Below are 25,417 nucleotides of genomic sequence, written 5' to 3'. Positions count from 1 at the left end.
GGGTTTCTCGTGATTAGACTAAGAAGTCAGGCAGCGCGGCGCGCTGTAACCAGTTGTCGCGGCACCAGTCGGTGGCCGCTCGGCGAAAGTGCAAGGTGATAGCACGGCGTGATCGGCTCGACTGGTTGGTCGAGCTGGCATGCGCAATGCGCCCGCCAAACATCAGTGCGTCGCCAGCCTTGCACGGCGCGTACCGGGTTTCACTGCCGTCGGCGTCCGGCCACGCTAAGGGCGCCAGCGCTTCAAAGCGATTGCTGCCGTCGGCGTGCTCGACTCGGTAGCGCTCACTCAGCGGGTCCAGGTGACCGTCAACTTTGAACTGCAAACAGGCGTTGTCGGGGGTTGCGTCTTCGAGGGCGAACCAGAAGCCGATGACCGATTCGGGTTGGTCGCTCAAAAAAGTGCCGTCCTGGTGCCAACGCACTTCGCCGCCAATGCCCGGTGGTTTCATGATGACCATCGACTGCATCAGCGCCCAGGGTTCGTCCGCGACCTGACGCAGCGCGGCGACCACGGCGGGGTGGCGACCCAAGGCTGCAAACGCCTCGTCATGATCGTGCAGGGCGTGGCCGATTTTGTTGATGCACTCGGCCTTGGGGCGCGTCAGCGCGCCACTGGCGTCGACACAGCCGGCCTCTAGAAAGGGTGACACGCCGCGCGCGCTGTCCAAAAAGTAGCGGTCACGCGTTTGCGCATCCGCCGCGGTCGAGAACACCGCGGTCGAGGCGGCCAAATCAAAGCCTTCGATCATGCGATTGATGCTGGCCTGTAGCCCCGCACGCTGGTGATCAGTCAATACCGCCGGCAGGTGGCGGAACCCCGGGGACGGCAGCATCAGTCGCGGAAGTTCTGGTATTGCAGTGGCAAGCTGACCGGGTCTTTTTCTTTGAGCAGCGCGATCGCGGTCTGCAAGTCGTCGCGTTTCTTGCCGTTCACGCGCACGGTGTCGCCTTGGATGCTGGCTTGGACTTTGAGTTTTTCATCTTTAATCAGCTTGACGATTTTTTTGGCGTCGGCGGATTCCAGACCCTGTTTGACCGTGATGGTCTGGCGTGCACTTTTCAGGTGCAGCTCAGGGTCTTCGCGATTTAAACAGCGAATGTCGATGCCGCGTTTGGTCATCTTGCCGGTCAGCATGTCGTACATCTGGTCCAGCTGGAACTCGGATTCAGTGGCCAGCAAGACGTTACCGTCCTTCAAATCGAAGCTCGATTGCGTGCCTTTAAAATCAAAGCGTGTGGTGACTTCTTTGTTGGCCTGGTCGACTGCGTTTTGCAGCTCGTGGGTGTCGATTTCCGACACGATGTCAAAGGTGGGCATGGGCGCTCCTTGGAAGTTAGCGAATCAGCCGAAGGCGCAGTTTAAATTTCGGCGCGTTGTCCGGCAAATGACGGTTTAGGCGACGTTGGGCGGCGCCAAAAACGGTGATAATTAATAACGTAAAGACCACAAACCAGGCCGCTGCGATCGGGTAGGGCACGAACGGATTGTAGGTCGCCTCGGCAAAATAGTTGGCGTAATACAGCGCATCGCCTTGCTGGCGCCAGGCCGGGAACGCGCTGAAAAAAATCAGCGTGGTGGCGTGGAACAAAAAGATCGCTTCGTTGGTATAGGACGGCCATGCCAGGCGCAGCATGCTCGGCCAAATCACGCGCCGGAAACGCTGGCGCGGATTCATGCCGTAGGCTTTCGCCGCCTCGATATCGCCGGCTGGTACGCTGCGCAGCGCGCCGTAAAAGATCTCGGCGGTGTAGGCCGAGGTGTTCAAAAACAGCACGATCAGTGCCCCCAACCAGGCCCGGGTCAGCCAACGCGTTTCAACACTCAATTCCAGCCCGCCGAGGCTGAACTCGAACCCGACTTTGGGGATCAAGACGAACAGTTCGTAGACAAAAAAGAACTGAATGAACAGCGGCGTGCCGCGGAAAAAGAACACGAACCCGGACGCCGGCTTACGCAGCCATGGGTTGTCCGAGGCCTTACCCAGCGCAAGCGCGGTCGCAAAGCCAAAGCCCAGCAGCAACGCAAAAACCGCAAAATAGACGTTCCAGAGCATACCGCTGCCGATCAGCACGACCTGGTCGCACAACGTAATGTCCGCGCGCGGCAGTAAGCGTTCGCCAAAGCCCAAGGATCGCAGCCCGTAGTCGGCCAGCGTTTGTGAACACATCATACGCCGGCACCTTTACCCGCTAGGGTGGCTTGGCCGACGGCCAGGCGGGCCTGGATGCGGGCAAAGATTTTTTCGCTGCCCCAGGTCATGCCCAAATAAAACACCAGCAGTGCCGAGAAGTACCACAGCCGCCAATCCGGGTGCGGGTAGTCAAAACGGTTGCCTTTCATGCCGCCCAGTTCGCGCGCCCAATACACAATGTCCTCGATACCCAGCAAAAACAGCAGCGGCGTCGCTTTGATTAGGATTTGCCAGAGGTTGGCCAGCCCTGGCAGGGCATAGCTCCACATCTGTGGCAGTTGGATACGCCAAAACACCTGTGACGGACGCATGCCATAGGCGCGTGCGGTTTCCAGTTGGGCCTGGGGTACTGAGCTCAGTGCGCCATCCAAGGTGTTGGCCGCAAAGGCCCCAAAGACAATCGCGAACGCCGTCAGCGCAAGGATGAATCCATACAGGCTATGAACCCATGGCGAGGCCGACGACAGTGGAATTTTGGCGGCCTCGCAAACGACGAAATCATTGCCCTGAAAGATCGGTGCGGTGACCTCGGGACACAGCGTCAGGTGGCGCACGATTTCGAGGCCTTGGTCAATCATCAGCGGCACGAACAAAAAGAACACAATGTCGGGAATGCCGCGCACCATGGCGACATACACCTGGCCCAGTTGGCGTACGCCAATCATCGCAGAGCGTTTGGCCAGGGCGCCCAAAAAACCCAGCCCAAGCGCCAGTGGCGCGGCCAGGGACAGCAACAGCAACACCGTGCCGAAGCTTTGGTAAAAGAGTAGGTGCTTGCCGTTCGTTAAGTAGCAAGTCAACCAGGCTAGCCCGTCTAGGGCGCTAGGATCTGTACACATAGGGATCAACGAAAAAAGGCCCCACGCGGGGGCCTTCTGACGTTTTCGGCCTTAGTAGACCGCTTGCTCTTCGCTGAACCACTTGACGATGAGGGTGTTCAAACGACCGTCCGCCTTAATGGTGTCGATTGCCGCGTTGAATTGGGCTTTCAATTCGCCGTCTGATTCGCGTACGCCAATGCCGATGCCGCCGCCCAACAGAACTTTCTCAACAATCACGAGTTCGCCGTTAGAAGCGTCAACCGCTTCCTGCAAGAATGCGCCATCGGCCAATACGGCGTCGGCTTCGCCGTTCATAACCGCAGCAACCGTTTCGTCCGGTGATGCAAACTCAACCAGGGTTGCGCCTGATTTAGCCACTTCGCCGGCTTGGATAGTATTGGTCTGTGCCGCAACAATGCCGTTGATGACATTAGCGTCGGCGCCGGCCATGGCCACGTAAAAGCTCGGGTCCGGCGGCAGGTACGCCTGGGTGAAGTCGATCACTTCGTCGCGCTCGGCGGTGATGCTCATGCCGGCGATGATGGTGTCGTAGTTACCGCCAACCAAGTTCGGGATGATGCTGTCCCAGTCGTTCTTGACCCAGGTGCAGTCCAGTTTTGCGATTTCACACAACAGATCGCCCACTTCACGCTCGTAGCCGTCGACTTCGCCGTCGTCATTAATAAAGTTGTACGGAGGGTAGGCGCCTTCGGTGCCCATGCGAACGGTGTCGGCCAAGGCCGGTACTGCGAACAGGCCAGCGGCCAGTGCGCCAATTAACGCTTTTTTCATTCGTGTTCTACCTATGGTTGATGATCAGATTTACAGGGTTGCGCTCAAAAACTGCTGCAAGCGCTCCGATTTAGGATGATCGAGTACGTCGCTCGGAACACCTTGTTCTTCGATTTGGCCCTGATGCAGGAAAATTAAGTGATTTGCTACGTCGCGCGCAAGTTTCATGTCGTGCGTCACAATAATCATGGTGGTGCCGTCGCGCGCCAAATCTTTGATGACTTTGACCACTTCGGCTTCAAGCTCCGGATCCAGTGCGCTGGTGGGTTCATCAAACAGCATCGCAGTGGGCGACATGGCCAGGCCGCGGGCAATCGCCGCGCGCTGCTGTTGGCCGCCGGACAGTTGTGCCGGGTATTGGTCGCACTTGTCACCGATACCGACTTTTTTCAGCAGTGCACGGCCTTTTGACGCTGCGTCATTTCGCGCCTGTCCCAACACCGTCACCGGGGCCTCGATAACGTTGTCCAAGATGGTCATGTGAGACCACAGGTTGAACTGTTGAAAAACCATGCTCAGGTGGGTTCGCAGATTGCGAACCTGTTCGTCATCGGCCGGCACGCGTTGGCCGCGTTTTTCGGTCCAGCGTAACGCATCGCCTTTGAAAATAATGTCGCCTTGCTGGGGTACTTCGAGCAAATTTGCACAGCGAATTAATGTCGACTTGCCCGACCCAGATGACCCGATCAGCGCGATCACATCACCTTTGTGGGCGGTGATGTCGATGCCTTTGAGCACCTCCAGGTCGCCGTAGCTTTTATGGATGCCTTTTAGGGACAGGATCGGATCGCTCATGCATGGGCCTCTTGGAAGGCAGCCAGGCGACCGACGATGCGGTGTAAGTCGTCGTCCGTCATCAGTCCAACGCAGGCGCGTAAACCGTGTTTGTGGTGGGCGCCGGCGTCGGTCAATGGCGTCGCACTGACACCAAATTCAATCAGCGCCTGTGCCAGTCCCGCGTCCGGGTAGGCCGGGTGGCCAAAGGCAAAATAGAAACCGTCGGCAATCGGGGTGTCACCGTCGGCGTCATACAAAAGCTCAAATCCGTGTGCGCTCAGGGCGGCCTTCAATTTAACCGCGCGCTGTTCGTAGGCGCGCGCTTCAATCAGCGGATTCCACTTGCCATCCAGCATAGCGCGCAGCGCGCCTTCAAAGCCGGCTTGGGCCGACTGGCATAGCCCGGCGGTGGTCGGCTGGATAACACCAAACAACAGAGCATTGCGAAGCGAGGCGTAGCCGAAGCGGGCCTTTAGTTGCTCGCTTTCGATGGCCATCAGCGTCTCGGGTATGATCACGGCGCCGGTTCGCTGGCCGGCGTAGTTAAATAGCTTGGAGCCGGAAAACATTTGAATGCAGCGGTGGGTGTAGTGGCCCATGCTGGGCGGGTAGGGCGGCTGGTTGGGGTGGCTGTAGTCGACCCGAAAGTCCATGCCAAAGTAGGCCAGGTCTTCCAGTGCGATGGTCTCGTGGGCGTCGCACAGGGCGGCGATTTCCTCAAGTTCCTCCGGTGCCAAGCAATTCCAGACCGGGTTCGAGGGGTTTGAATACACGATCCCGGCGATGTCGCCGTTTTCCAAATAGGGGCGGATCTGATCGGCGACTCGGCGTGGGCGCTGGGCGAACACATCGACTCGCTCATAGGCGATGCCCAGGCTCTGAACCTGCTGAATTTGGGTCGGAAATCCAGGGTCCAAGAACAGGATTTTAGTGCGCGTGGGGTGCAAATTGGCGACCAACCAAAACGCGGCCAAGCTGGCCTGCATGGCGCCGGCGGTCGGGATGCAGTTGTCCGCCGGCACGTCTACATTCATGAACGATTTGAAAAACTGTGACAGCGCTTGGCGCAGGCTTGGGTTGCCATTTAATGCCGGATATTGCGCCAGTAGCGGCGAATCAATCACGGCGTGCTCGGCGGCGCGGGCTTGCGGCGCCGGCGACAAGCCTGGGACGCCCAGCTCCATGCGCACAAAATCGACGCCGCTCAAGGCTTCAAGGTCGCTGACCATCATCACCAACTGGCGAATGGAGGCGCGCTCCAATTGTTCAATCCCATAGCGGGCTTTGGTGTCGGCGATCTGTTGCTCGGAAATTAGGGTCATGCGGCGCTCTTTTCAGTTAGGCGCGCAATTTACCATGCCCCCGAGGCCTAGGCGAGGCTCGAACTCGCGTCGTGATGGCTCAAAAACACCCGGCCATGCAGCTCTTCGATCAGGTGCGACTTGGTCAGCTTATCCATCACTGGGCCTTTAACTTCGGACAGGTTGAAACTGATGTCGGCGTCTTTAAGGCGGGCATTGATCGCCTCCAATACGTCCAAGCCGGATGCGTCGACGTCATTGATCGCCGAGCAATTCAGGATCAGGTGCTTTAACCCGGGCCGGCTGAGTAGATCGGCGACGGTTTCTTCGAGCCGGTGGGCGTTTAGAAAATGCAGCCGCTCGTCGAACCGAATGGCCGCGGTTTCGGCTCCACAGATCACCGGGTGGCGCGAGACATTGCGGTAGTGCTCGGTGCCCTCAATTTGGCCGACTTCGGCGATGTGTGGCTTTGACACCTTGGCCAGCAACACCAGGATTGAGCAGCCAATGCCGACCAAAATACCGGCCTCGACACCGACCGTCAGAACGGCGATGACGGTCAGCGCCAGCGCCACAAAGTCGGCGCGTGAATACTTAAAGACATGCACCATGGCGCCGATGTCGACCAGCGACAGCACCGCAACGATCACGGTGGCCCCCAGCACGGCTTTGGGCAAGAAAGTAAACAGCGGGGTCAAAAACAATGCAGTCAGGGCAATCAGCAGCGCGGTGATAACGCCAGCCATGGGGGTGCGTGCGCCGGCATCAAAGTTGACCACGCTGCGGCTGAAGCCACCGGTCACCGGGAAACCACCGCCGACGCCGCTGGCCATGTTGGCCAATCCAAGGCCCATCAATTCGCGCGTCGGGTTGATTTTTTCGCGGCGCTTGGCGGCCAGGGTATGCCCGACCGAGACCGATTCGACGAACCCGACCAGGCTGATCAGAATCGCCGGTCCAATCAGGTCTCGGGCCAGGCCCAAATCGATGTCCGGGATGGATGGCAACGGCAGTCCAGCCGGGACCACGCCGACCACCTTGATGCCCAGGTTAAAGGCCCAGGCCGCCAGCGTCGTGGCGATGACCGCCAACATGGGGGCCATTTTCGTGACCAGGGCGGCATTGCCTTCGCCGACGCCCCACCCCACCAGCAGCGCTGCAAGTTTCGAACGCGACCAAAACAGGAAGGCCACGCAGCCGAGGCCAATCAGCAAACTGGTGGCATTGGTGTTGCCTAAATTGGCAATTAAATCAGCCCCGAGTTCGAGCAGGGAGTGGCCGCTGGCTTCGATTCCAAACAGGTGTTTAAGCTGGCTGATCGCGATCAACACCGCCGAGGCGCTGATAAAGCCACTGATGACCGGGTGCGACAGTAAATTGGCGATAAATCCCGCGCGCACCAGGCCCAGGGCCAGCAGGAATAAACCGCTCATCAGTGCCAGTAAAACCGCGGCGCCGATGTACTCCGGGGTGCCGACCTGGGCGACCTGCCCAACCGCGGCTGCGGTCATCAGCGAGACCACGGCTACCGGCCCGACTGCCAAGGTCATGCTGGACCCCAGCAAAGCATACCCGATCAACGGAAAGATCGACGCATACAGTCCGATCTGTGGGGGCAGTCCGGCCAGCAACGCGTAGGCCAACGACTGCGGAATCAGCATCACGGTCACGATGACCGCGGCCAGTCCATCGTCGCGGGCTTTGTCGCGGGTATAGCTGGACCACCACATCATACGGCGTTCAACGGGATCTTCATGTAACGCACGCCATTGTCTTCAGCGGGCGGCAGTTCACCGGCGCGCATGTTGGTTTGCACCGACGGCAGGATCAGGGTCGGCATGGCCAGGCTCGCGTCGCGGGCTTCGCGCATGGCCACGAAGGCGGCTTGGTCTTGTTGCAAATGAATGTTGCTGGATTTTTGTTCGCCAACGGTGCTCTCGAACGCCACCTCGCGGCCACCGGGTGCATAGTCGTGGCCGGTGAAGACGCGGGTCGACGCCGGCAAGGCCATCAGTTTTTCAACGCTGGTCCACAGAGTATTGGCATCACCGCCGGGAAAATCGCAGCGAGCGGTACCAAAATCAGGCATAAACAAGGTGTCGCCGACAAATACCGCATCGCCGATCAGGTAGCTCATGCACGCGGGGGTGTGGCCCGGTGTGTGCATGGCGGTTAGGGTCAGCCCGCCAATCGCGATTTGGTCACCTTCGTTCAACAGTTTGTCGAACTGGCGGCCATCGGTGGCAAATTCAGGGCCGGCATTAAACAGGGGGCCGAAAATACTCTGTACCTTGTCGATGTTGGCGCCGATGGCGACCTGGCCGCCGAGCGCGGCTTTCAGGTGGGGGGCGGCACTTAAATGATCGGCGTGGACGTGGGTTTCTAAAATCCAATCGACGCTCAGGCCTTCGCTTCGCACCCGCTCGATCAATGCATCGGCGTGCTCGAAGTTGGTTCGGCCGCTGGCGGGGTCGTAGTCTTGAACACTGTCGATAATCGCGCAGTGGTGGCTGTCGGGGTCCTTGACTAGGTAAGTCACGGTCCAGGTTGCTGGGTCAAAATAGCCGCGTACTGATGGGTTCGACATGATAATACTTCCCTGCATATTTCAATTTGTTATAAGCTTATAACCAATATTTATTCTTGGCAAAAGAGAAATCGTACTATGACGGAATTTACACCAGGACTGTCTGCGCTAGGGGGCGCGATTATCGGGTTGTCGGCTGCGCTCGGGTTTGTTGGCTTGGGCAAAGTCACCGGCGTCAGTGGCATTGTTGGACGCGCGCTGGGCGGCGACTTTGGGTTCGGTCGCTGGGGCTTGATGTTCTTGATCGGCTTAATCGCAGCGCCGCTACTGATTATGGCCAGTGGTTGGGTTGATCATGGCTTTGATGCGGCCCCGAGTTGGGCGATTGTGGTGGCCGGCTTAATGGTGGGCTGGGGCACGCGCATGGGGTCGGGCTGTACCAGCGGTCACGGTATTTGCGGGATCTCGCGTTTTTCAATTCGATCAATTGTCGCCACCCTGACCTTTGTTGGCAGCGGAGTGGTGACGGTCTTTGTGGTCAAACATTTAATGGGGGTGTCGCTATGACCGGTTTTATTGGTTTGATCATGGGGGCCCTGTTTGGAGCGGGTTTAGTCGTCGCTGGCATGACCAATCCAGCTAAGGTCCAGAACTTTTTGGATGTGGCGGGTGAGTGGGACCCAAGCTTGATTTTTGTGATGGGTGCCGGCATCCCGGTGGCTTTTGTTGGGCATTGGTGGTTGGCGCGCCGTGGCAACACCTTGCTCGGCCAGCCCTGGACCGAATTCATGCAGGGTGCGATTGATCGGCCATTGCTGGTTGGCAGCGCGCTGTTTGGCGCCGGCTGGGGGTTGGGCGGTTTTTGCCCGGGTCCGGCCTTGGCCAGTTTGTTGTTGCAGCCCGCCGACGCGGGCTTGTTCGTGGCCGCGATGTTGGCGGCCATGTGGGCACACGACCGGGTCGGAGCGGCTTAGCCGAGTCGCCCGCGCAGATCTTCGATGTTGATGCCAGCGGCGGCAGCGCTGGCGATGCGTTGGTCGGCCGAGTCGGTGCGCGCCGGGTCCAATGCCCATAACTTGGTGCACCGGGTGCCGGTCCGGCAGTAGGCCAATAGCGGCTTGGGCAGCTCATTCACCAGTGCCGCCTGTTCGGCGACATCCAGCTCGGTAATGGCGGCGCCGTTAACCGGCAGGTAGCGAAACTCGATGCCGGCCTCGGTTAACGCAGCCTCAACCTCGATTTGACCCAGGTGGGCTTCGCCTTCGGCGTCGGGTCGATTGCAAATAACCGACTTGAAGCCGCTGCTGATCAGCGTTGGCAAGTCGTCCTGGGTGATTTGGTCGGCCACGCTAAAGTCGTGGGTCAGTGTGCGAATAATCATTTTAGGTTCCGTCTGTCGGTGCTTTCGAAAATCTTGTTGGCGTTAGCCGCCACAAACCCTGGGTATAGATTGCCGCTGGCGTCCGCGTGGCGCAATGCGAATTCGTAAAAACAGCTGGGCACTGTGTGTGCGCCGTCGGCGAAACTGACGGTGGCGCTATCGGCAATGGTCGATGATTGCTCGAGCAAATCCGCCGGGGTGCCTTTAATGGCGCCGCCGGACAGGTTCAGGCTAAATCCTTGGTCGATTAAAAACGCGTTGACCGCCTGTATCGAACTCAGTGAGCTTAGGCGATTGACGTCGACCGTGAAGTGGTTGGCGCGCAATCCCCACGCCGCCAACCAGCCGGCGTATTCGCTTTCATCGGCAAGCGCTTGGTAGTCCGTGAAAGTCGGCGGTGACCATGGCAGCGCGCCGAAAAATGCCTCGGGGCCGGCGACGAAATCGCTGGGAATTTGCGCGACCAGTGCGCGCACGCGGGCGTGATTTTGCGCGCTTAAGCGGTCGTCGTGCAGCTCGCTAAGGAAAATTTTTGGCGCGCCAGGGTCCTCGGCATGCAAAAAGCTGGACGCCGATAAATGCTTGGAGCTGAAATCGTAGTCTTCATGGTGTCGATAGCCCAAGCGTTTGAGCATCGGCACTAAATGGGCCATGTCGACGGGGCTGTTGGCAAAGGTCCGAAACGCCACGTGGTCATTGTGAATGTGATCGCCGCGCGCACTCAATAGGGCGTGGATGTGCTCTGCCTGGGGCGTGACGGGCACGAATTGGGCCCACAACGATTGGAAAAATTGATCGCAAGTCATTCGCTAGGTTCCCTGTGCCAGTTCGCGACACAGTGCGCTGTGCCGAGTTTTAAGTGTGTCCCAGTCAACCCGGGTCAGGCAATAGTCCTCGACTATGGGCTGACCGTTGATATACAGGTGCTGCGGACGCATCGGCCCACACAGCACCAAGGCGGCGACGGGATCCCAATCGCCGGCGCCGGCCACTTGGTCAATGTCATACAGCCCAAAATCAGCCGCGAAACCGACTTGCAGTTGCCCCAGTTGCGGGCGGTTAAGCACCTCGGCGCCACCGCGGGTGGCAATGCGCAAGGCTTCGCGCGCGCTCATGGCATCGGCCCCCAAGTTAACGCGCTGCAACAGCATCGCCTGGCGCGCCTCGTTAAACAGGTCCGCGGCGTCATTTGAAGCGCTGCCGTCAACCCCCAAGCCGACCTTGACACCGGCATCACGCATGGCGCGGACCGGGGCGATGCCACTGCCCAGACGCATGTTCGAGCACGGACAGTGGGCGACGCCGGTGCCGGTGCGGGCAAACAGGTCGATTTCGCCGCCGTCCAATTTGACGCAGTGGGCGTGCCAGACGTCGGCGCCGATCCAGCCGAGTTCTTCGGCATAGGTGCCGGGCCGAACGCCAAATTTTTCCAGTGAATAATCGATGTCTTCGTTGTTTTCGGCCAAGTGGGTGTGCAGCCCGACGCCCAACTCGCGCGCCAGCAGTGCGGCATCGCGCATGAGTTCCCGCGACACCGAAAACGGCGAGCAGGGTGCCAAGCCGACCCGGGTCATCGACAGCGCCGAAGGGTCGTGATATCGGGCCACCATGTCCTGGCAGTCGCGTAAAATATCGTCCTCATTTTCGACCAGCGCATCCGGTGGCAACCCACCGTCCGACTCGCCAATGCTCATGGCGCCGCGGGTCGGATGAAAACGCACCCCCAGTGCCAACGCCGCTTCGATGCTGTCGCCCAGGTGACAGTCGTTGGGGTAGATGTACAGGTGGTCCGAGCTGGTGGTGCAGCCGGACAGGGCCAGCTCGCCCAGGCCAATTTGGGTCGAGACCCAAATGTGCTCGCTGCGCATGCGACCCCAAATCGGGTATAGGGTTTTTAGCCAATCAAACAGCAGCGCATCCTGCGCGCCGGGTACCGCTCGGGTCAGGTTCTGATAAAGGTGGTGGTGGGTGTTGACCAGTCCCGGGATGGCGATTTTGCCGCGCCCGTCGATGACGCGATCGGCATCGGGCATGCCTGCGCGCGGTCCGATGGCTGCGATCTGTGCACCGCGCAGGTACAGACTGACGTCATGCAATTCATCGCCGTCGTCGTTCATGGTGACCAGGGTGTGCAGATTGTCGATGCGCAGGGTTGGGCTCATGTCGTGCTCGGGTTTTGTTTGAGTAAACGGCAGTTTACCATCGGGATTGTTAGAATTTGGGTGAATCAGGGTGCCGCTTTCGGTAGCATTCAGCTTTAATCGGTAGGCAAGGACAGCGACTTTGGGCCAACTTCCCGCAGACTCTCGATTGACCCTGAGTGGCATCAGCAAGCGCTTCCCGGGCGTGCTGGCCAACGACGCCGTCGACTTTACGGTCGCACCCGGTGAAATACATGCGTTGCTGGGCGAAAATGGCGCCGGCAAATCGACCTTGGTCAAAATGATATACGGCGTGATGCGCCCCGATGCGGGTGTCATGCAATTCAACGGCGCGCCCTTTGCCCCCTCCAAACCTGCCCAGGCGCGTGACGCCGGTGTTGGCATGGTGTTTCAACACTTCTCGCTGTTCGAGGCCCTAACCGTTGCTGAAAACGTCGCGCTGGGTGTGCCGCCTGAATTGGCGCGCGGTGATTTGAATGACCGGGTCGCGCAAATTAGTCACGACTATGGGCTGCCGCTGGACCCGCGCCGGGCCGTTGGCGACTTAAGCGTCGGCGAGCGCCAGCGCGTTGAAATTGTACGCGCGTTGCTGCAATCGCCCAGCTTGCTGATCATGGACGAGCCGACCTCGGTGTTGACCCCCCAAGAAGTCGAACGGCTGTTTGAAACCCTCAATCGCCTGCGCAGCGAAGGCTGCTCCGTGCTCTACATCAGCCACAAACTCGACGAAGTTAAAACGCTGTGTGATCACGCCACCATATTGCGCGGTGGTCGCGTGGTTGCGCATTGCCAGCCGGCCCAAGAAAGCGCCGCCAGTATGGCCGAGCTGATGTTAGGCGAGCGCTTGGTGCCGGCACAGCGTGCCCAAAGCGCCGACGCGGGTCCGGTTCGGTTGCGCGCCGACGGCTTGGAATTGGCCAGCGAAAGCCCATTCGGTGTTGGCCTGCGAGGATTGTCGTTTGAGGCCCGAGGCGGTGAAATTTTGGGTGTGGCCGGGGTCGCCGGGAACGGCCAGGACGCCATGATTCAAGCGCTGTTGGGCGAGCGGACGCTGGGCTCTGGGCGGATCGAGCTGGACGGGGTGGATGTCACCACCGACGGCCCCTCGGTGCGCCGCCAGCGTGGCCTATGCGGAACACCCGAAGAACGCCTTGGACATGCCGCGGTGCCCAGTTTCAGCCTGACCGAAAACACCCTGTTGTCAGCCCGCGAACGTCAGCACCTGGCGCCGTCGCAGCTGATTAACCCAGCTGCGGCCGCCGACTTTGCCCAGCAGGTTATACAGACCTTTGGCGTTAAAACGCCAAGCGCCGAGACCTATGCCGCGTCGCTGTCCGGCGGCAACCTGCAAAAGTTCGTGGTCGGCCGCGAGGTACTTCAGACCCCCGAGGTCTATGTTGTGTGCCAGCCGACCTGGGGCGTCGATGCGCACGCCGCCGCGATGATCCGCCAGGCGCTGGTGGACATGGCCGCGCGCGGCACCGCGGTGATTGTGATTAGCCAAGACTTGGATGAGCTGTTGGAAATATCGACTCGAATTGGCGCGCTCTATTTGGGCCAAATGTCCGACACCATTGACGCGGCCGATGCCAGCGCTCAAAAGCTCGGTGAAATGATGCTAGGAGCGGCCGCCGTATGATCGTTTTAGAACCCTGGGAAACGCGGCGCGCTTGGCTGGACTGGGCGTCGCCCTTTATTGCCATCGCGCTGACACTGATCGGCGGCGGCATCATGTTTTGGGTCCTCGGCGAATCGCCGATCGAAGCCTTGCGGGTGTTTTTTGTGCAGCCGCTGACCTCGGTTTATGGCGTGTCGGAGCTGCTCCTCAAAGCGACCCCGCTGATTTTGATCGGCATTGGCCTGAGCCTTGGCTTTCGCGCCGGAGTTTGGAACATTGGCGCCGAAGGCCAGCTGGTGATGGGGGGCGTCTTTGGCGGTGCCATGGCGCTTGCCCTTTACGACGTCGAATCGGTCTGGGTGATCCCGGCGATGATGCTGGCGGGTATCGTCGGCGGCGCACTGTGGGGCGCGATACCGGCGCTGTTGAAAACGCGTTTTAACACCAATGAAATTCTATCCAGCTTGATGCTGACCTACGTCGCCGGATTGTTCCTGAGTTTGATGGTTCACGGGCCACTGAAAGACCCCGATGGCTACAACTTCCCTGAAAGTCGGCTGTTTCATGATGCCGCGCTGATGCCGGTGTTGTTTGAGCAGGGTCGGGCGCACTTAGGCTTCATCATGGCCTTGATTATTGCCCCGATCACGACCTTTTTGTTGTCCCGGCATATGCTCGGTTTCCAGTTGCGAGTCCAAGGTGTGGCGCCTAATGCCGCGCGCTTTGCCGGCTTTTCCTCGAAACGCTTGGTCTGGTTGAGCTTTGTACTGGGCGGTGCGCTGGCTGGGCTGGCGGGCATGATGGAGGTCTCGGGCAGTGTCGGTCAGTTGGTCCCGGTAATCAGCCCTGGTTACGGTTTTACGGCGATTATCGTGGCCTTTTTGGGACGTTTGAATCCGCTCGGTGTGGTCCCTGCGGGGTTGCTAATGGCGCTCTCGTACATGGGCGGTGAAACCGCTCAAATCGAGCTGGGGCTGCCCAATGCGGTGACCGGCGTGTTCCAAGGCATGTTGTTGTTTTTCCTGCTGTCGACCGCGGTCATCAGCGACTACCGGATCCGTTGGAGGCCGCGCGCATGAGTGAGTTCGGTTTTTTAATCTCGGCTTTTCAGTCCATTATTATCGCCTCAACGCCGCTCGTATTTGCGGCCCTGGGTGAACTGGTCAGCGAACGCGCCGGGGTCTTGAATCTGGGTGTCGAGGGCATGATGATCATGGGCGCCGTGGTTGGGTTTGGCTGCATAATTGCCGGCTTCCCGCCGATCATGGCGTTTGCGTTTGCGGCCCTGGCAGGCTTGGGCATGGCGCTGCTGTTTGGCATTATGACGTTGTTTTTGTATGCCAACGCGGTCGCCACTGGGCTTGCGCTGACCCTGTTTGGGTTGGGGCTATCGGCCTTGATCGGCAGTCAATACGTCGGCCTGTCGGCCGGCGCCTTTCCGAAGGTACACATTCCCGTACTCAGCGACTTGCCAATTGTCGGGCCGCTGCTGTTTTCGCATGACGCGCTGGTGTATGTGTCGCTTGCACTGGCCATTGCCCTGATCTGGTTTTTTAAGCGCACGCGCGCCGGGTTAATTGTGCGGGCGGTCGGTGATGATCACGATGCGGCCCATGCGATCGGTTACAACGTGGTGGCGATTCGTATGGGCGCGGTGCTGTTTGGTGGCGCCATGGCGGGGTTGGGCGGGGCCTATTTGTCGGTGGTCCAGACGCCGCTGTTCATTGAAAATATGACCGCGGGGCGTGGCTGGATCGCATTGGCGTTGGTGGTGTTCGCATCCTGGCGCCCAGGTCGCGTATTATTGGGTGCTTATTTATTCGGTGGTATTACGATTATCCAGCTGCACGTTCAGGGTTTTGGGATTGCAATCCCATCACAGATTTTGTCTATGTTGCCGTACCTGGCAACAATTGTGGTGCTGACGGTTATTTCGGCACGCGCCATAGGGGCACAACAGGGCGCACCGCGCTCACTTGGGAAGATCTTTAAGGTCACCCGTTAATCAAACGAGGAAGCAAGCATGCAATTAACTAAATGGATGGCCGCGGGTGCGGCTGCGCTAATGAGCGTGTCGGCTTTGGCCGCAGATCCGTTAAAGATCGGTTTTGTTTATGTTGGACCGGTGTCTGATGGTGGCTGGACGTACGAGCACAACGTCGGTCGTTTGGCGGTTGAAGCCGAATATGGCGATAAAGTGGAAACCACCTTTGTTGAGAGTGTGTCCGAGGGCCCTGATGCCGAGCGTGTGATCACGCAGTTGGCCCAGTCCCACGACATGGTATTCACTACCAGCTTTGGCTACATGAACCCGACCGTAAAAGTCGCCAAACGCTTCCCGAACGTCAAGTTCGAGCACGCCACGGGCTTTAAGCGCGCTGAAAACGTCGCCACTTACGGCTCACGTTTTTATGAAGGCCGTGCGGTTATCGGCACTATCGCCGGCGAAATGACCAAGACCGACACCATTGGCTATATCGCCTCTTTCCCGATTCCTGAAGTCGTGCGTGGTATCAACGCAGCCTACTTGGCGGCCAAAAAAGTTAACCCCAACGTCAAAATGAAGATCGTTTGGGTTAACAGCTGGTTCGATCCGGGCAAAGAAGGCGATGCGGCCAAAGCGCTGATCGACCAAGGCGCGGACGTATTGATGCAGCACACCGATTCGGGTGCACCCATGCAGATTGCTGAACAGCAGGGCATCTTTGCCTTCGGCCAGGCCAGCAACATGGCTAACTTCGGTCCTAATGCACAACTTAGCGGCATCATCGATGACTGGGCGCCCTACTACGTTCAGCAAGTCGGTAAGGCGTTGGACGGTTCATGGTCTAGCACCGACACCTGGGGTGGTTTCAACACCGGGATGGTTGCCTTGGCACCGTTCGGCGCGGCTGTACCGGCTGAATTGCAGGCGCGTGCACTGGAAGTTCGCGACAACATCGCAAACGGCACCCTGCACCCCTTCACCGGCCCGATCAACAAGCAAGACGGTAGTGCTTGGTTGGCTGACGGCGAAGTAGCCGACGACGGCACTTTGCTTGGCATGGGCTTCTATGTCGAAGGCATCGACGGCGTTTTACCCCAGTAATCCGCTAGACGATTGCAAAAGCCCCGCCTTGTGCGGGGCTTTTTTTTGACTGTTTTTAGTAAAATTTGAGCTTGGCCCAGGCCCTGCTATTCCATAGTCTGGGAGCATGACAACTCCAATGAAAACACTCGTCAACCAAGTCCCCACCGAGCTCGTGCTGAGCGACCCGCAAATGACCACCCTGCAATGGCTGCGCGCCCAAGGCCTGAGTGGCACCAAAGAGGGCTGCGCCGAGGGCGACTGTGGCGCCTGCACCTGTGTCATCGCCGAACACCGTGGCGACGCCGTCGAATTTAAACCGGTCAATACCTGTATCCAGTTTGCCTCGGCGTTGAACGGCAAAGCCCTGTTCACTGTCGAAGGCGTGGCCGACGGCGTGCGGTTGCACCCGCTGCAGCAAGCGCTGGTCGATGCGCACGCCAGTCAGTGCGGTTTTTGCACCCCCGGGTTCGTAATGTCCCTGTGGTACGGCGCGCACGCAAAGCCGCCACAATCGCGCCAGCAGTCGATGGATTTGTTGGCCGGCAACCTCTGCCGATGTACCGGTTACGGCGGCTTGCTGGACGTCGCCGATGGGCTGGGTGTGTTGCCGCCTGCGGACTGGGAAGCCCGCTTAAAAGCCAGTGTCAGCGACGCCCTGGCCACGCTGGATGCGCCGGCCGAGCGCTTCCAGCCGGGCGACTTGAAGGCGGCGTTGGAATTGCGCCGCGACTACCCGGCGGCCCAAATCGTGGCTGGCAATACCGATGTCGGGCTTTGGGTGACCAAACGCCACCAGCATTTCGAACAGATGATCCAGCTTGATCGGGTCGCTGAATTGCAGCGGGTGACGGTCACGGACCAGGCGATCGAATTGGGCGCCATGGTGACCTACGCCAATGCGCTGGAGCACCTCGGGGACTGGCCTAGCTTGCAAGAAATGATTCGCCGTATCGGCTCGACCCAGGTGCGCGCGGTCGGCACCCTGGGCGGCAATATCGCCAACGGCTCACCGATTGGTGACAGCCCGCCTGCGCTGATGGCGCTGGGCGCTGACATCAGGCTTGAACGGGCCGGTGGTGATCGCTGGCTGGCGCTGGACGACTTCTTTATTGAATATGGGCGCCAGGACTTGGCCGCGGATGAGCTGCTGACGCGGATTCGGATACCGCGCGGGGACCGGTTCTTTCGATCGTACAAACTGTCCAAACGCTTCGATCAGGACATTTCCGCGGTCAGTCTCGGCTTTAGCTGTGCGCTGGTCGATGAGCGGATCGTTGATCCCATTGTCGCCTGGGGCGGCATGGCCGGCACGCCGGTGCGCTCGCCGGCCTTGGAGGCAGCGCTGACGGGCCTGAAGCCGGCGCAGGCGGCCTCTGTGGTGGGCTGCTTGGCCGACGACGTCACGCCGCTGTCGGACATGCGAGCCTCAGCGGCTTATCGGTTGCACGCCGGGCAGGGCTTAGTGCAACGGGCGTTGCTGGCGCTGCAGGGCCTGCAGCCGCTGAACTTGGCCGAGCTGAGTGTGGCTGACTTGGAGGGTGGGATATGAGTCATCACGACAGTGGCGAATTGCACGTCGCCGGCACCGCGACCTACTTGGATGACATTGCAGTGCCGGCCAACACCCTGCACTGTGCACCGGTCCTAAGTCGCCATGCCCACGCCGGCATCGATGCGATCGATGTGGAGGCGCTGCGCGCCTGTCCCGGGGTGGTGGCGGTACTGACGGCGGCGGATATCCCGGGTAAAAATGATGTCAGTCCGATCGCCGGTGATGACCCCCTGTTTGCCGACGGCGAGGTGATCTACGAAGGGCAACAAATTGCCGCGGTCGTGGCTACTTCCCGGTTGGTGGCGCTGGAGGCCGCGCGCTCGGCCGTGGTCGACTATCAGCCGCGCCCGGCGGTCATTAGCTTGGCCGATGCGATTACGGCGAATCAGCTGATCCAGGCACCGTATCGGATGAGCGCCGGCGATGCCGAGTCGGCGATTGCCCAGGCCGCGCACGCGCTGGACGGATCGTTCGAGCTGGGCGGGCAGGACCACTTTTACCTAGAAGGTCAGGCGGCATTGGCGTTGCCCGGCGAGCAGGGCGCGATTGAGGTGGTCTCGTCGACCCAACACCCAACTGAAGTTCAGCACGTGGTGGCCCGGGTATTGGGCGTCGCGGATCACTTGATTGATGTGGCTGTGCGCCGATTGGGCGGCGGTTTCGGTGGCAAGGAAACCCAGGGCAACTACCCGGCCGCGGTGGCCGCATTGGCGGCTCAGCGCTTGGGGGTGCCGGTCAAGTACGTGATGGACCGTGACGACGACATGCGCATGACCGGCAAGCGTCACGATTTCCGGATCGACTACCGCGTCGGCTTTGACGACCGGGGCCGCATTTTGGGCCTGGCGATGACGCATCACGTGCGCTGTGGCAACAGCATGGACTTGTCCAGCGCGATTGCCGATCGTGCCATGTTCCATGCCGACAACGCTTATCACATTGAAAATCTGTGTGTGGATAGCCTGCGTTACCGCACTCATACCGTCAGTGCGACTGCGTTTCGCGGTTTTGGCGGGCCGCAAGGAATGGTCGGGATGGAACGTGTAATCGACCAGGTCGCGCACCATTTGCAGCTCGACCCGTTGGCCGTCCGACTGTGCAACGCCTATCGTGATGGGCCGACCCCGGGTCAACGCACGCATTACGGTATGAACGTTAACGATGGCGTTATCCAGGCGCTGATGCAGCAACTGGCGACGGACTCGGACTACGTCCAGCGCCGGGCTGCGATTAACCGGCACAACGAAACCGGGCCGATGATTCGGCGAGGCATCGCGTTGACGCCGGTGAAATTTGGCATTTCGTTCACCACCACGCACCTGAATCAGGCCGGTGCGCTGGTTCACATCTACAGTGACGGTTCGATTCAGGTCAACCATGGCGGCATCGAAATGGGCCAGGGCCTGTACACCAAAATTCGCCAGATCGCGGCCGACGCGCTGGCGATCGATCCGACCCGTATCCGGCTCACCCGAACCCAAACCGACAAGGTGCCCAATACCTCGGCTACGGCGGCGTCGTCCGGGGCTGACATGAATGGCATGGCGGTGGCTAATGCCTGCCACACGCTGCGCCGGCGGTTGACGGATTTTATTGCGGCCACTGACGGCTGCCAGGCCGACCAGGTCGAGTGGGCGGGCGATCGTATCTGCACACCGGCGGGCGAACGCGGATTTGCTGACTGGGTCCAGGCCGCCTACCTGGGCCGGATCAGCTTGTCGGCCACCGGCTTTTACGCGACGCCGGATATCCATTGGGACCGAGACAAGGCCGATGGCCGCCCGTTTTATTATTTTGCGTACGGCGCTGCGGTGACCGAGGCCTGGGTCGATACCCTAACCGGGGAGTCGCGGTTGGTGCGTGCGGATCTGTTGCACGATGTTGGGCGTTCGCTCAACCCGGCCATCGATTTGGGCCAGATCGAAGGGGGTTACGTCCAGGGCGCCGGCTGGCTGACCTGCGAGGAGTTGGTATGGACCGAGTCTGGGCGGTTGGCGACGCACGCGCCCTCGACCTACAAGGTGCCCTGTGCATCGGACCGTCCGCTACGGATGAACGCGTCTATTTACGGCCCCGGCTGTAACCGTGAACTGACCATTAAGCGCTCCAAAGCGGTCGGCGAACCGCCCTTGATGCTGGGCATCTCGGCCTGGTTGGCGCTCAGTCATGCGCTCGAAGGCAGTGGCCGAGACTACCCGGGCTTGGATGCACCGGCGACCCCGGAGCGGCTGTTGAACTGTTGGCTGCGATGACGGACTGGGATGGCGCGCGCGCCGAGTCAGGCGCGGATGGCGCGGTCTTGGCTGTGATCGTCGAGGCCATGGGCTCGCGTCCGCGCGACCTTGGTGCCTGGATGCTGGTTTACCCCGACCGCGTACTGGGCACCATTGGCGGTGGCGCCATGGAATTTCAGAGCATCGCCCACGCACGTCAGTTGAAGGGTGCCGACACCCGGGCGTTTCACTTAGGCCCCGGCATTGATCAGTGCTGTGGTGGCTACGTTGAAGTCGAGTTTGTGCACCTCGCAGCGCTGGACAGCGAGCCGGACTGGGTGGTGTTGCCGTCTGGCCGTCGTTGGTTGGCGCGGCCGCCCTTGCCCGTGCTGCGTGTGCACGGGGGCGGGCATGTGGCGCGCGCTTTGGCGCGGCTGTGTGTCGACATGCCGGTGACGGTGGAAGTGATCGAGCCGCGCGCCGAATGGCGCCACTGGCAGTGGCCGGACGGGGTCGATGTGCGCGCGGACGCAAGCGATCAGATCCCGGACGCGGTGCTGATTATGACCCACGAACACTCACAGGATTTGGACTGGTGTCGGCACTATTTGGCCGGCGCCGGCGTGCCCTGGTTGGGCGTGATCGGTTCAGATAGCAAAGCGGCCCGATTTCGTAAACGCCTGATCCAAGACGGCCTTGATGCGAGCGTAATCGAGTGCCCGGTGGGGCAACGCTTGGGTGATAAGTCACCGCCAGTGGTTGCACTGTCGTTGCTGCATGCGATGATGCCGAAGCTTTTATCCCAGCTGCCGACGAGTCGTATCCAATGAAGTTAATCCAGGGCCATTTGGTCGGTTTCGATGACGACCGCCAGTTCACCTCGCACCGGCGTGGTGTGGTCGCGATCGATGGCGGCCGTATTGTCGCACTGGGTGAGTTGGCGACGTTGCGCGCGGACTACCCGGATGCACCGCTGACGGACCATGGTGATGCCTGGGTATTACCCGGCTTTGTTGATGCACATGTGCATTATCCCCAGCTTGGGGTGATCGCCAGTCATGGGCGCGAGTTGCTGGAATGGTTGACGGACTACACCTTTCCGGAAGAAATGCGCTTCCATGACCCCGCCTATGCGCGGGTTCAAGCGGACGCGTTTTGGGATGAATTAACCCGCAACGGCACCACCTCAGCGGCGGTTTTTTCGACCGTGCACCCGGTCTCGGCCGACGCCTTGTTCGCCAGTGCGCAGGCCCGCGGCCACCGGGTTATGACCGGCAAGGTCATGATGGATCGGCATTGCCCGCCAGCCTTGGCCGATACCGCCCAGTCTGCGTACGACGATAGCGAATCCCTGATTCGGCGCTGGCACGGCGTTGATCGGTTGGACTACGCGCTGACGCCGCGCTTTGCGCCGACCTCGACGCCCGAGCAGCTGGCCGCCTGTGCGGCCTTATGGGACTGCTACCCGGACGTCGCGCTGCAGACCCATTTGTCTGAGAATCGTGCGGAAATTGACTGGGTTAAGCAGCTCTTTCCGGGGTCACAGGACTATGTCGGCGTCTATGAAGATGCCGGGCTGGTGCGCGCTCGCAGCTTGTTTGGCCACGCGATTCACTTGAATGAGCGCGAGCGGGCGGTGCTCAAAGACGCCGGTGCGGCGCTGGTTCACTGCCCGACGTCGAATTTGTTTTTGGGGTCTGGGCTGTTTGAGTTTCAGGCCTTGCTGGAGGCTGGGCAATCGATAGCGCTGGCCACGGATGTGGGGGGGGGCACCTCATTTTCTATGTTGGCGACCATGAAAGCGGCCTATCAGGTCTCGGCCATGACGGGACGGGCGTTGGATATCGAGCCGTTGTGGTACAGCGCGACGCTGGGCGCCGCGCGCTCATTGGGTTGGGCCAACGTGGGCAATTTGGCGCTCGGGTTTGAGGCCGACCTGATTGTGATTGACCCGGCGCAATCACCGGTATTGGCGCAGCGCGTGGCGCGTGCCGATAGTCTGCGCGAGGCGCTATTTGCGACCGCTATCTTGGCCGACGACCGGCACGTGGTTCAAACCTACCTGGCCTAGACGTCGTTCCAGGCCGGATCGTCGCGGGTCAGCAGCGATGGGAAGTGTTTGATTAGGGTGCTTTTGGCCTCGTCCAAACTCTCGCTTGGCCAGTCATGGCGTCCCGCCGCTTCGGACAATTCGAACAGCTGTTGCAGGCATTGTGTCGCGTGCGGGGTCAGCGCGTGCATGGATTCGGGTTGGCCGCGGTGGGCAATCAATTGTTGCAGCAGCGCCTGCACCTTGCGAGTAGCCTGTGTCGAATCATGAATAAACGTGGTCTGGTCCATAACAATCCCCCTGAATTTAAGCGGATCGACAGTCTAGTGCTTGGTGCGCCGCCTAATCTGCCCTTAGGTCGCAGTTTCGAGCGTCAAGAAATCGGCTGCGGTCAACCTGGGCTAGAGCCCAAATAGGCCCGCGGTTAAGCGCCCAGGGGTCAAAACCGCAAGGGCGCCGGCGATCAACAGTCCGCCAGCACAACCGAGCATATGGCGTTGGTGGGCGCGGCGGTGGCCGCGGCGAATGGCGATTATTGCCAGCGTCAAACTGAGCAAGGTCCAGCCGGACAATAGATGAATCCAGCTAAAGTGATCGGCCAACACAAATGAGCTGGCGGCAACCCACAGCATTAACCCGACCCACAAACGGCCGACGCCTTTGTGCCGCGCGGTGCCTTTTGCCGCCAGCAACACGCCGGCGCCGACGATCACCGCCGCCGCCGCCGGCAGCGCATGCCAGATCAGCCAAGCGTTAGAATACGCCACTACGACAGCGTCCGTGTGCGGGCGCCGGCTTGGCCGGGGGGGAGGCCGTATTCGTCGGTAAAGGCCGAGTAAAAGCCGCTCAAGGAATTGAAACCCACTTCAAGGGCGATGGCAGTCACCGGTTTTTCGTTGCGCACGATCATTCGGTGGGCATGGGACAGCCGTAGTCGGCGGATAAAGCTGTGTACACCACAATCCAATAGCCGCTGGAAAATACGCCGGGCCTGGCTGACAGACAATCCGGCCGAGGCGGCGACCTGGTCGACCGTGATCGCATCCAAATAGCGTGTGAACACGAAGTTGAGCATTTTTTGGATGCGCACCAAGTCCGGGGGCGAGGCGGTCTGCAGGCCCTGACTTTGGATGTGGGCCATGGCCATGCGCCGGATCCGCAAGCCGACTTCCTGTACGGTTTGCTGCTGGCGCCATTGCACCGCCGACGTCCAGTCCGCGTGCCAGTGGCGAAATAGCGGGCGGTCGAAACTGGCCTGGTCCTTGGCAAACAATATGTCACCGCGAAACAGGCGCGCCAAGAACTCGATCGGCAGTTGCAGCTGGCTGAGTGAATCCAGTGGCAGGTTAATATTAATGATTTCGCCCTGGCCTTCGACGATCACGGCCTGGTGATCAAATTGAGCCCAGAACAAGGTGATCTGGTTCGGCTCGACCCAGACCTCGCCTTGTGGGGTTTGATAGAGCATGCGAGCGCCGGTTAAAAAGTTCACTTCGAGGTGGGCGTGGGTGTGGCTACGATCCATTACGACTGGGGTGTGGCGTTGAACGCTAAAGCCGGGGCCGGGTGCGTAGTCGAGCACGGGGTGGTACCTCGAGGTTATTTTTTCGGAAGCGTACCTGCTTTATTCGGAAGTGACCAATGCCCTTTGGGCGCATAGTCGTGAGGTAACACCCAAAAGAATAAACGAGGATCACCCATGAATAAGAAACTGACCGCACTTGCGGCCGCAGCCTTGATGGCCGGTGGCGCTAACGCAGGCACTCTGGTTATCAACACTGACGACCAAAACCCTGCACCGAAAGCGGCCTTCGAGTACGCAATCGATAGTTTTAAAGCCGCCAACCCTGACGTCACGGTGGAGTGGAACAACTTTGACCGCGAAGGTTACAAAACTCGCATCCGTAACTTTCTGACGGCCGATGCACCTGACGTCGCGACCTGGTACCCCGGTAACCGCATGGCGCCCTTTGTTGATGCCGGCTTGTTCATGGACATCAGCGACGTTTGGGCTGCCGAGGGCCTGGACAAAGAAATGGCCAGCACTCAAGCCACTATGAGCCGCGACGGTAAGCAATACATGGTGCCGTACAGCTACTACCAGTGGGGCATCTATTACCGCAAGGACCTGTTTGACAAGGTTGGCGCAGAGGTCCCTGAAACCTGGGATGAACTGTTGGCGACCAGCGCGACACTCAAGGAAAACGGCATTACGCCTTTCACCATTGGATCTAAATTCAAATGGACCACGGGCGGCTGGTTTGACTACCTGAACTTGCGCAGTAACGGCTACGAGTTCCACATGGACCTGACCGCGGGCAAGGTGCCGTACACGGATTCACGCGTCCAGGCGACCTTCGATCGTTGGGACGAGCTGGTTAACAACGGCTACTTCATCGAAAACCACGCCACCTACAACTGGCAGGAAGGCATGGCACCGATGGTTCAGGGCGACGCGGCCATGTACCTGATCGGTAACTTCGCGGTGGCACCTTTCAAAGAAGCCGGCCTGACCGAAGACCAGTTAGGTTTCTTCCAGTTCCCGGAAATCACCAAGGGATTGCCGATGGCCGAAGACGCCCCGGCGGATGCCTTCTTTATCCCGGCCGGTGCTAAAAACGTCGATGACGCTAAGAAGTTCTTGGCGCACATTGCCTCGCCCATGGTCCAGACCGAGATGAACAAAATCTTGGGCCAGTTGCCGCCGTCATCGGCTGCGCAGGTTAACGACGACCCTTACCTGAACGCCGGTTTCGAGATGCTGTCGGGTGCCTATGCACTGGCTCAGTTCTATGACCGTGACGCACCGGCTGCAATGGCCAAAGCGGGCATGGACGGCTTCCAGGAATACATGGTTAAGCCCGATCGCCGCGCGGCGATCTTGGAAAACCTGGACCGTGTGATGAAGCGCGCATACCAGTAGATCGATAGACCGAAGCGGCCAGTCCAGGCTGGCTGC

General features: G+C 59.9%; 26 protein-coding genes. 11 read left to right on the top strand and 15 right to left on the bottom strand.

Features of this window, described 5'->3' with window-relative positions:
• Window positions 1-13: 13 nt before the first annotated feature.
• The 9 genes from GH975_RS11510 to GH975_RS11470 form a co-directional block, all read right to left on the bottom strand.
• The gene (locus GH975_RS11510) at window positions 14-835 is read right to left on the bottom strand and encodes a phytanoyl-CoA dioxygenase family protein (RefSeq protein WP_153714659.1); all 822 of its coding nucleotides are present in this window, start codon (window positions 833-835) and stop codon (window positions 14-16) included.
• Window positions 835-1,320 carry a YajQ family cyclic di-GMP-binding protein gene (locus GH975_RS11505; protein WP_153714658.1) on the bottom strand — a complete coding sequence of 162 codons (486 nt, stop codon included), beginning with the start codon at window positions 1,318-1,320 and terminating at the stop codon, window positions 835-837. The genes GH975_RS11510 and GH975_RS11505 overlap by 1 nt, the downstream gene beginning before the upstream one ends.
• A gap of 16 nt (window positions 1,321-1,336) precedes the next feature.
• The gene (locus GH975_RS11500; RefSeq protein ID WP_153714657.1) at window positions 1,337-2,173 is read right to left on the bottom strand and encodes an ABC transporter permease; all 837 of its coding nucleotides are present in this window, start codon (window positions 2,171-2,173) and stop codon (window positions 1,337-1,339) included.
• Complete coding sequence (locus GH975_RS11495; protein WP_211365816.1) at window positions 2,170-2,994, bottom strand: ABC transporter permease; 825 nt, start codon at window positions 2,992-2,994, stop codon at window positions 2,170-2,172. Before GH975_RS11495 ends, GH975_RS11500 begins: the two co-directional genes overlap by 4 nt.
• Window positions 2,995-3,084: 90 nt before the next feature.
• A complete protein-coding gene (locus GH975_RS11490; protein ID WP_153714655.1) occupies window positions 3,085-3,807 on the bottom strand; it encodes a transporter substrate-binding domain-containing protein in 723 nt (240 codons plus the stop codon).
• Window positions 3,808-3,837: 30 nt separating this feature from the next.
• Window positions 3,838-4,602: an ABC transporter ATP-binding protein gene (locus GH975_RS11485; protein ID WP_153714654.1), complete on the bottom strand. Its 765-nt coding sequence runs from the start codon at window positions 4,600-4,602 to the stop codon at window positions 3,838-3,840.
• Entirely contained in the window at window positions 4,599-5,906 is a 1,308-nt protein-coding gene (locus GH975_RS11480; protein ID WP_153714653.1) for an aminotransferase class I/II-fold pyridoxal phosphate-dependent enzyme, read from the bottom strand. The genes GH975_RS11485 and GH975_RS11480 overlap by 4 nt, the downstream gene beginning before the upstream one ends.
• 47 nt (window positions 5,907-5,953) lie before the next feature.
• Window positions 5,954-7,618, bottom strand: a complete 1,665-nt coding sequence (locus tag GH975_RS11475; RefSeq protein ID WP_153714652.1) for a SulP family inorganic anion transporter — start codon at window positions 7,616-7,618, stop codon at window positions 5,954-5,956.
• A complete protein-coding gene (locus GH975_RS11470) occupies window positions 7,615-8,472 on the bottom strand; it encodes an MBL fold metallo-hydrolase (RefSeq protein ID WP_153714651.1) in 858 nt (285 codons plus the stop codon). Before GH975_RS11470 ends, GH975_RS11475 begins: the two co-directional genes overlap by 4 nt.
• A 78-nt stretch (window positions 8,473-8,550) precedes the next feature.
• Here GH975_RS11470 and GH975_RS11465 point away from each other — a divergent pair, with 78 nt between their 5' ends.
• Window positions 8,551-8,979: a YeeE/YedE family protein gene (locus GH975_RS11465; protein ID WP_153714650.1), complete on the top strand. Its 429-nt coding sequence runs from the start codon at window positions 8,551-8,553 to the stop codon at window positions 8,977-8,979.
• A complete protein-coding gene (locus GH975_RS11460; protein ID WP_153714649.1) occupies window positions 8,976-9,386 on the top strand; it encodes a DUF6691 family protein in 411 nt (136 codons plus the stop codon). Before GH975_RS11465 ends, GH975_RS11460 begins: the two co-directional genes overlap by 4 nt.
• Here the strand turns inward: GH975_RS11460 and GH975_RS11455 are convergent.
• The 3 genes from GH975_RS11455 to GH975_RS11445 are packed head-to-tail and all read right to left on the bottom strand — an operon-like array spanning window position 9,383 to window position 11,955.
• A complete protein-coding gene (locus GH975_RS11455) occupies window positions 9,383-9,793 on the bottom strand; it encodes a TIGR01244 family sulfur transferase (protein ID WP_153714648.1) in 411 nt (136 codons plus the stop codon). The two genes, GH975_RS11460 and GH975_RS11455, sit on opposite strands and share 4 nt — an antisense overlap.
• Window positions 9,790-10,599 (bottom strand): DUF1338 domain-containing protein, encoded by an 810-nt coding sequence (locus GH975_RS11450; protein ID WP_153714647.1) that lies wholly within the window; start codon window positions 10,597-10,599, stop codon window positions 9,790-9,792. Before GH975_RS11450 ends, GH975_RS11455 begins: the two co-directional genes overlap by 4 nt.
• Before the next feature lie 3 nt (window positions 10,600-10,602).
• A complete protein-coding gene (locus GH975_RS11445) occupies window positions 10,603-11,955 on the bottom strand; it encodes an 8-oxoguanine deaminase (protein ID WP_153714646.1) in 1,353 nt (450 codons plus the stop codon).
• Between the two features lie 121 nt (window positions 11,956-12,076).
• Between GH975_RS11445 and GH975_RS11440 the strand changes: the two genes are divergently transcribed.
• From GH975_RS11440 to guaD, 8 genes are all read left to right on the top strand, one after another.
• The gene (locus GH975_RS11440; protein WP_211365815.1) at window positions 12,077-13,594 is read left to right on the top strand and encodes an ABC transporter ATP-binding protein; all 1,518 of its coding nucleotides are present in this window, start codon (window positions 12,077-12,079) and stop codon (window positions 13,592-13,594) included.
• Window positions 13,591-14,652 carry an ABC transporter permease gene (locus GH975_RS11435; protein ID WP_153714645.1) on the top strand — a complete coding sequence of 354 codons (1,062 nt, stop codon included), beginning with the start codon at window positions 13,591-13,593 and terminating at the stop codon, window positions 14,650-14,652. Before GH975_RS11440 ends, GH975_RS11435 begins: the two co-directional genes overlap by 4 nt.
• Entirely contained in the window at window positions 14,649-15,578 is a 930-nt protein-coding gene (locus GH975_RS11430) for an ABC transporter permease (RefSeq protein WP_153714644.1), read from the top strand. Before GH975_RS11435 ends, GH975_RS11430 begins: the two co-directional genes overlap by 4 nt.
• Window positions 15,579-15,596: 18 nt before the next feature.
• Complete coding sequence (locus GH975_RS11425) at window positions 15,597-16,661, top strand: BMP family ABC transporter substrate-binding protein (protein WP_153714643.1); 1,065 nt, start codon at window positions 15,597-15,599, stop codon at window positions 16,659-16,661.
• A gap of 118 nt (window positions 16,662-16,779) precedes the next feature.
• On the top strand, window positions 16,780-18,192 hold the full coding sequence (gene xdhA / locus GH975_RS11420) for a xanthine dehydrogenase small subunit (protein WP_170272639.1): 1,413 nt from the start codon (window positions 16,780-16,782) through the stop codon (window positions 18,190-18,192).
• Window positions 18,189-20,447, top strand: coding sequence for a xanthine dehydrogenase molybdopterin binding subunit (gene xdhB, locus GH975_RS11415; protein WP_153714641.1), 2,259 nt, complete (start codon window positions 18,189-18,191; stop codon window positions 20,445-20,447). Before xdhA ends, xdhB begins: the two co-directional genes overlap by 4 nt.
• Window positions 20,444-21,238, top strand: coding sequence for a xanthine dehydrogenase accessory protein XdhC (gene xdhC / locus GH975_RS11410; protein ID WP_153714640.1), 795 nt, complete (start codon window positions 20,444-20,446; stop codon window positions 21,236-21,238). Before xdhB ends, xdhC begins: the two co-directional genes overlap by 4 nt.
• Window positions 21,235-22,479 carry a guanine deaminase gene (gene guaD / locus GH975_RS11405; protein WP_153714639.1) on the top strand — a complete coding sequence of 415 codons (1,245 nt, stop codon included), beginning with the start codon at window positions 21,235-21,237 and terminating at the stop codon, window positions 22,477-22,479. The genes xdhC and guaD overlap by 4 nt, the downstream gene beginning before the upstream one ends.
• Here guaD and GH975_RS11400 read toward each other — a convergent pair.
• The 3 genes from GH975_RS11400 to GH975_RS11390 all read right to left on the bottom strand — a co-directional run bounded on the left by GH975_RS11400 (window position 22,476) and on the right by GH975_RS11390 (window position 24,040).
• Window positions 22,476-22,748, bottom strand: coding sequence for a hypothetical protein (locus GH975_RS11400; RefSeq protein WP_153714638.1), 273 nt, complete (start codon window positions 22,746-22,748; stop codon window positions 22,476-22,478). The two genes, guaD and GH975_RS11400, sit on opposite strands and share 4 nt — an antisense overlap.
• Window positions 22,749-22,859: 111 nt before the next feature.
• Window positions 22,860-23,225, bottom strand: coding sequence for a DUF2306 domain-containing protein (locus GH975_RS11395; protein WP_153714637.1), 366 nt, complete (start codon window positions 23,223-23,225; stop codon window positions 22,860-22,862).
• Window positions 23,225-24,040, bottom strand: a complete 816-nt coding sequence (locus tag GH975_RS11390) for a helix-turn-helix domain-containing protein (protein WP_153714636.1) — start codon at window positions 24,038-24,040, stop codon at window positions 23,225-23,227. The genes GH975_RS11395 and GH975_RS11390 overlap by 1 nt, the downstream gene beginning before the upstream one ends.
• A 117-nt stretch (window positions 24,041-24,157) precedes the next feature.
• Between GH975_RS11390 and GH975_RS11385 the strand changes: the two genes are divergently transcribed.
• Window positions 24,158-25,381 (top strand): ABC transporter substrate-binding protein, encoded by a 1,224-nt coding sequence (locus GH975_RS11385; RefSeq protein ID WP_153714635.1) that lies wholly within the window; start codon window positions 24,158-24,160, stop codon window positions 25,379-25,381.
• The last annotated feature ends 36 nt before the right edge of the window (window positions 25,382-25,417 follow it).

Origin of the sequence: Litorivicinus lipolyticus, from assembly GCF_009650135.1 — a bacterium.
GTDB classification, from domain to species: Bacteria; Pseudomonadota; Gammaproteobacteria; order Pseudomonadales; family Litorivicinaceae; genus Litorivicinus; species Litorivicinus lipolyticus.
The sequence above is the reverse complement of the archived record's forward strand: the minus strand, read 5'-3'. Positions and strand labels throughout refer to the sequence as shown.